Source organism: Mycobacterium gordonae (genome assembly GCF_001417955.2).
Classification (GTDB): domain Bacteria; phylum Actinomycetota; class Actinomycetes; order Mycobacteriales; family Mycobacteriaceae; genus Mycobacterium; species Mycobacterium gordonae_B.
This window is the reverse complement of sequence record NZ_LKTM01000084.1, coordinates 1-5559: the sequence shown is the minus strand read 5'-3', so window position 1 is coordinate 5559 and position 5559 is coordinate 1. Positions and strand designations below refer to the sequence as shown.

At 68.7% G+C, this 5559-nt stretch carries 5 protein-coding genes; all 5 read right to left on the bottom strand.

All coding sequences use genetic code 11. The annotated features are described in order from the left end of the window. Positions 1 to 557: PE family protein (locus tag AO501_RS09690; protein ID WP_156452439.1), on the bottom strand; the 557-nt coding region annotated here is incomplete at its 3' end. 119 nt (positions 558 to 676) lie between these two features. Beyond that, positions 677 to 2692: a peptidoglycan D,D-transpeptidase FtsI family protein gene (locus tag AO501_RS09685; protein WP_055577518.1), complete on the bottom strand. Its 2016-nt coding sequence runs from the start codon at positions 2690 to 2692 to the stop codon at positions 677 to 679. Beyond that, positions 2689 to 3912 carry a hypothetical protein gene (locus AO501_RS09680; RefSeq protein WP_055577517.1) on the bottom strand — a complete coding sequence of 408 codons (1224 nt, stop codon included), beginning with the start codon at positions 3910 to 3912 and terminating at the stop codon, positions 2689 to 2691. The genes AO501_RS09685 and AO501_RS09680 overlap by 4 nt, the downstream gene beginning before the upstream one ends. Then, the gene (gene rsmH / locus AO501_RS09675; protein WP_156452440.1) at positions 3909 to 5063 is read right to left on the bottom strand and encodes a 16S rRNA (cytosine(1402)-N(4))-methyltransferase RsmH; all 1155 of its coding nucleotides are present in this window, start codon (positions 5061 to 5063) and stop codon (positions 3909 to 3911) included. The genes AO501_RS09680 and rsmH overlap by 4 nt, the downstream gene beginning before the upstream one ends. 1 nt (position 5064) lies before the next feature. Then, complete coding sequence (mraZ, locus tag AO501_RS09670; RefSeq protein ID WP_055577515.1) at positions 5065 to 5496, bottom strand: division/cell wall cluster transcriptional repressor MraZ; 432 nt, start codon at positions 5494 to 5496, stop codon at positions 5065 to 5067. Positions 5497 to 5559: the final 63 nt, after the last annotated feature.

Genomic DNA, 5559 nt, shown 5'->3' with positions numbered 1-5559 from the left:
GCCCCGCCCCCCCCGCCGCGGAAGCCGGCCCCACCCGCCCCACCATTACCGATCAATCCTGCCGCGCCACCACTGCCACCGTTCTGCAGGTTCAGCCCGCTCTTATAGCTGAACCCGTTGCCCCCGTTGCCGATCAGCAGGCCACCGGCCCCACCGTTGGGGTTGGCCGCCGTGCCGTTCGCGCCGTTCCCGATCAGCGGACGGCCCAACAGCGCCTGAGTCGGCGCGTTCACCACACTCAGGACGCCGTCTTGCACTGCCTGCAACGGCGAAGCACTTGCCGCGTCCGCCGCCGCGTACGCGCCACCGGCCGCATTGAGCGTCTGCATAAAGCTCTGGTGAAACTGCGCGGCGACGGCACTCAACGATTGGTACTGCATGCCGTGACCGCTGAAGATCGCGGTGACCGCCGCCGAGATCTCGTCGGCACCGGCTGACAGGATTTCGGTGGTCGTCGCCGACGCAGCGGCATTGGCGCTGTGCAACGAGGTCCCGAGACGCGCCAATTGCTGCGTCGCCGTCTCCAGCAGTTCTGGGGTAACGATTACAAACGACATCCGACATCTCCTGCCTGGCCACGGGTTAGGCGGTTGACAGTATGCAAAGTCCACGGGAATTCGGGTGGGTTTTCGCCGAAACCCATAGATCCACTCAGCGAAATGAGCTGCGGCCCGCCCTACATCGCCTGCAGCGTCAACGGCGGTCCCGGATCGGGCGACAGCGGCACGTTCTCCCGCTGCATCAGCCAGCCCGCGATGTTGTGGAACAGGGGTGCCGCGGAGTGCCCGGGAGTGCCGTCGGCGTTGCGTTGCGGGTTGTCCATCATGATGCCGATGACATAACGGGGGTTGTCGACCGTGGCCATGCCGGCGAAGGTGATCCAGTAGACGTCGTCGAAGTAGCAACCGCAGCCGGGGTTGATCTGCTGGGCGGTGCCGGTCTTGCCGGCCATCTGATAGCCCGGTACCGCGGCGGCCGGTCCGGTGCCCTGCTGGTAACCCATCGGATCCTGCTGCACCACCGCGCGCAGCATCTGCCGCACGGTCTGGGCGGTCTGCGCCGAGACCACCCGGACGCCCTCCGGACGCGGTTCGTCGGTGCGCGAGCCGTCGGCGGCGATGGTTCCCTTGAGAATCCGCGGCGGGATCCGCACCCCGTCGTTCGCGATGGCCTGGTACATGCCGGCCATCTGCAGCAGCGTCATCGAAACGCCCTGTCCGATAGGAAGGTTGGAGAAGGTGCTACCCGACCACTGGTCGATCGGGGGCACCAGGCCGGCGCTCTCACCGGGCAGACCGACGCCGGTGCGCTGGCCCAGCCCGAACTTGCGGACCATGTCGTAGAAGCGCTCCGGGCCCACCCGCTGCGCCAGCATCAGTGTTCCGACGTTGGAGGACTTTCCGAAGACACCGGTGGTCGTGTACGGCATCACGCCGTGGTCCCAGGCGTCGTGCACGGTGACGCCGCCCATGTTGATCGTCCCGGGTACCTGCAACACCTCGTCCGGGTTGGACAGGCCGTACTCGATCACCGAGGACGCGGTGATGATCTTGTTGACCGACCCGGGTTCGAACGGCGAGGACACCGGCAGGTTGCCCAGTTGCCGGTCGCCCTGGCGCCCGATGTCCTGCGACGGGTCGAAGGTGTTGTCGTTGGCCATGGCCAGCACTTCGCCGGTCTTGGCGTCCAGCACTACCGCCGAGACGGTGTGGGCTCCCGACACGTTCTTCGCCTGTTGCACCTGCTGCTGGACGTAAAACTGGATGTCGTCGTCGAGCGTCAACTGGATGGTGGAACCGTGGACCGCCTTGTGCCGGTTGCGGTAGCTGCCGGGGATGACGACACCGTCTGAGCCGCGGTCGTAGGTCACCGAACCGTCGGTGCCGGCCAGCATGGCGTCCAGCGAGTCTTCGAGGCCGAGCAACCCGTGGCCGTCCCAGTCGATGCCGCCGACGATGTTGGCGGCCAGTGACCCGCCCGGGTACTGACGCAGATCCTGACGCTCCGAACCGACCTCGGGGTACTTCGCCGAAATGGCGTGGGCGATGGCCGGTTCCACGTTACGGGCCAGGTACACGAACGATTCGTTGCTCTGCAGCTTCTTGAGCAGGGTGGCGGCGTCCGGCTTGTTGTTCAGCTTGCCCGCGACGTCTTTGGCCATGTCCTTCAGCCGCTGGTCCGGGTCGGGGGCACTCGGGACTTTCTTTCTGGCGTCCTCGAGCTGCTGGCGAATCCGCTTGGGCTGGAAGGTCAGTGCGCGCGCCTCGATGGTGAATGCGAGCCGGTCGTTGTGGCGGTCGATGATGGCGCCGCGGATCGCCCGTTCGACGTCGGTGACCTTGAGCTGACCGGCCGCCTGTGCGTTGAGTTCCGAGGCGTTGGACACCTGCAGATAGAACAGCTGGGTGATGGCCACCACCATCAGCACCAGGATCACGGCGTTGCCCGCCCGGTGACGGAAGACGAACGACGCACCGCGGCTGGTCACCTCCACCACCTGCCGGGTGCGTCGCTGGGTCGCCGAGTGCCCCATCTCAGGCCGTGATGTGGCGCGAGACTTGTTGGCCCCCTTGGGTTTCCGGGACCGCTTGGCTCCCGGTACGTCGGCGGCGGACCGGTCGCGCTGGCGCTTGGCCGGACCCTGGTCCTCGCGCGGCCGACGACGCTCGCGCCCCGGTTCGCCGCGACTCATCGCGGTATCCCCGGGACGACCGGCGCCGCTGGGGGTGCTGGGGGTGCAATGGGAGCGGGTTGTTCGGTGTTAGCCGGCGGTGGCGCCGGGACTCCCGGAGCCGCCGGTGCATCGTGCAGGGGGTTGGGCACCGTCGCCGCAGGCGGCAACGGTGGAGGCAACTGAGCCGGCATCTGATCGGGGAAGGACAACAACGGCCCGTGCACGTCCAGCTGACCCGGCGCGGTCGGCACCTGACCGGGAACGGTCGCGGCCTGGCCCGGTGCCGCGGGGATCTGTCCCGGCACTGCGGGGACTTGCCCGGGCACCGCCGGAACCTGACCCGGCACCGCGGGAACCTGACCCGGCGCGGTGGGAACCTGACCCGGCACCGGCGACTGCAGGCCGGGATTCAGCGTCGCCGAACCGTCGGGCCCGCGAAGCAGCACCTGCGGGCCGCCCCGGCCCGGTTGAGTCGGGTCACCGGACGGCGGCAGCACCCGCACCGCCACCTCCGGCGGAGTCACAGCCGGTTTCGGCGGTGCCGGCGGTGCCTCGTCGGGCAGCTTGGCGTTCAGGGGTGGCGGCTGAATGCCATCCGCCGGTTTCGGCGTGCCGACCACGACCCAGTTGCCGTCGGGCGCCTGAACGAGGTGGGCGGTGTCCCTGGTAGGGATCATGCCCTGCTTGCGGGCCGCTTCGGCCAGTGCCGGCGCGGACTCCGCCTCCCGCACATCGCGTTCGAGCGCCTCCTTCTGCTGCTGCAGCATGCGGGTCCGCTCGCGGGCGTCACTCAATTTGTAGGAACGCTCGGCGGCATCGGTGGACAACCAGAGGGTCAGGCCCAGCCCGATGCCGAGCGCCCCGATGACCAACACCACGAACGGGATCCTGCTCAACAGGGTGTGCGGCCGCAGATCGATCTGACTGATCCTGGTGGCCAGTCGCTCGGTGAGCTTGGGCCGAATGACTTTGGGCGCTTTGGCCTTCCGCGCCTTCGCCCGGGCCTTGGCCTGACTGGTGTTCTTGGCGCGCGCCGGCCGGTCGACCGGCCGGGTCATCGGGCTGGTCTGCGGACCGGACCGCGTGACCCGGGCCTCACGGCTGGGCGCCGGCGGCTTCCCGGATCGGCCCCGACCCCGGCGCGCCGGTGCGTCCATGGTGCCGGGACGAGCGGCGGCGGCTCGCCGGCCGCGACGCTCGCTCTCGCGGCGTTTCGTTGCCTCGCGCTTTGTGCTCATGCCTGTGCCTTCCCCCTCGCGTGCTCGATTCGTTGCAGGGCCCGCAACCGGACCGGGGCACTGCGCGGGTTGCGTTCCACCTCGGCCGCGTCCGCTTTCTCCGCTCCGTGAGTCAGCGACCGGAACAGCGGCCCGTGGCCGGGAAGTTCCACCGGGAGGCCCGGCGGTGTCCGGGAGGCGGTGGCGTCGGCGAACAGACGCTTGACGATGCGGTCCTCCAGGGACTGGTAGGCCATCACCACGATGCGGCCGGCCAGCACGAGTGCCTCCAGTGCGGCGGGAACGGCGTTGCGCAGGGATTCCAGTTCGTCGTTGACGGCGACGCGCAGCGCCTGGAAGGTGCGCTTGGCCGGGTGCCCGCCGGTGCGCCGCGCCGGGGCCGGTATCGCTTCGTAGAGCAGGGCCACCAGCTCGCCGGTCGAGGTGAACGGGGTACGGGCGCGGCGGCGAACGATCTGCGCGGCGATGCGACGGGCGAACCGCTCCTCGCCGTAGCGGTGCAGGATGTCGGCGAGTTCGGCCTCGCTGTAGGTGTTGACGATGTCCGCCGCCGTCAGCGAAGAGGATGGGTCCATCCGCATGTCCAGCGGCGCGTCTTTGGCGTAGGCGAAGCCGCGCTCGGCGCGGTCGAGTTGCATCGACGACACCCCGAGGTCGAACAGGATTCCGTCGACCGATTCCACTGTGCCGTAACCGCATTCGTCGAGCGCGGCGGCGATGCCGTCGTACCGCGTGTGCACCAGGGTGACCCGCTCACCGAAGCGGGCCAGCCGGTCGCGGGCGATGTCCAGAGCACTCGGGTCGCGGTCGAGTCCGATCAGGCGCAGGCCCGGCAGTTCCGTCAGAAACCGCTCGGCATGCCCGCCCGCGCCGAGTGTGGCATCGACCAGGACCGCGTCGGCGCCGTCGGAGTGGCGTCGGGTCAGCGCCGGGGTGAGCAGGTCGAGACACCGCTGTGCCATGACCGGGACATGTCCGAAATCGCTTGCGCCGGAATCGGAGTCAGGCACCGCGACACCTCTCCCGCTCAGGCCGCCAGGGGCTGCTTGCCGTGATGTCCGTGCACCGAGGCCCCTGTCCGAGACGCACCTGGCGTTGGGGAAGTACGCCAGGGTCGGTTCGGGCAGAGACCACGGTGCACAGGCATGCACCTCAGAAGATGTCGCCGAGTGCTTCATCGCTGGCCGCGGAGAAGTTCTCTTCATGAATTTGCTGATAGTTGTTCCACGCCTGCGCATCCCAGATCTCGAGGTAATCGACGGCGCCGATCACCACGCAGTCCTTGGACAGGCCGGCGTAACGACGGTGGTCGGCCGACAGAGTGATCCGGCCCTGTCCGTCGGGATGCTGTTCGTCGGTGCCGGCGGCGAGGTTGCGCAGGAACGCGCGCGCCTCCGGGTTGCTGCGCGGCGCCTTGCTCGCCCGGCGCGCCAGCTGCTCGAACTCCGCCCGCGGGTAGACGGCGAGGCTGTGGTCTTGGCTCTTGGTGACCATCAACCCCCCTGCCAGTGCGTCGCGAAATTTGGCCGGCAGCGTGAGCCGCCCCTTGTCGTCGAGCTTGGGCGTGTAGGTGCCGAGAAACACTGGGGCACCTCCAACTTGCTTCTCACCCAAACACTTCGGCCACCATACCCCACAACCCCCCAC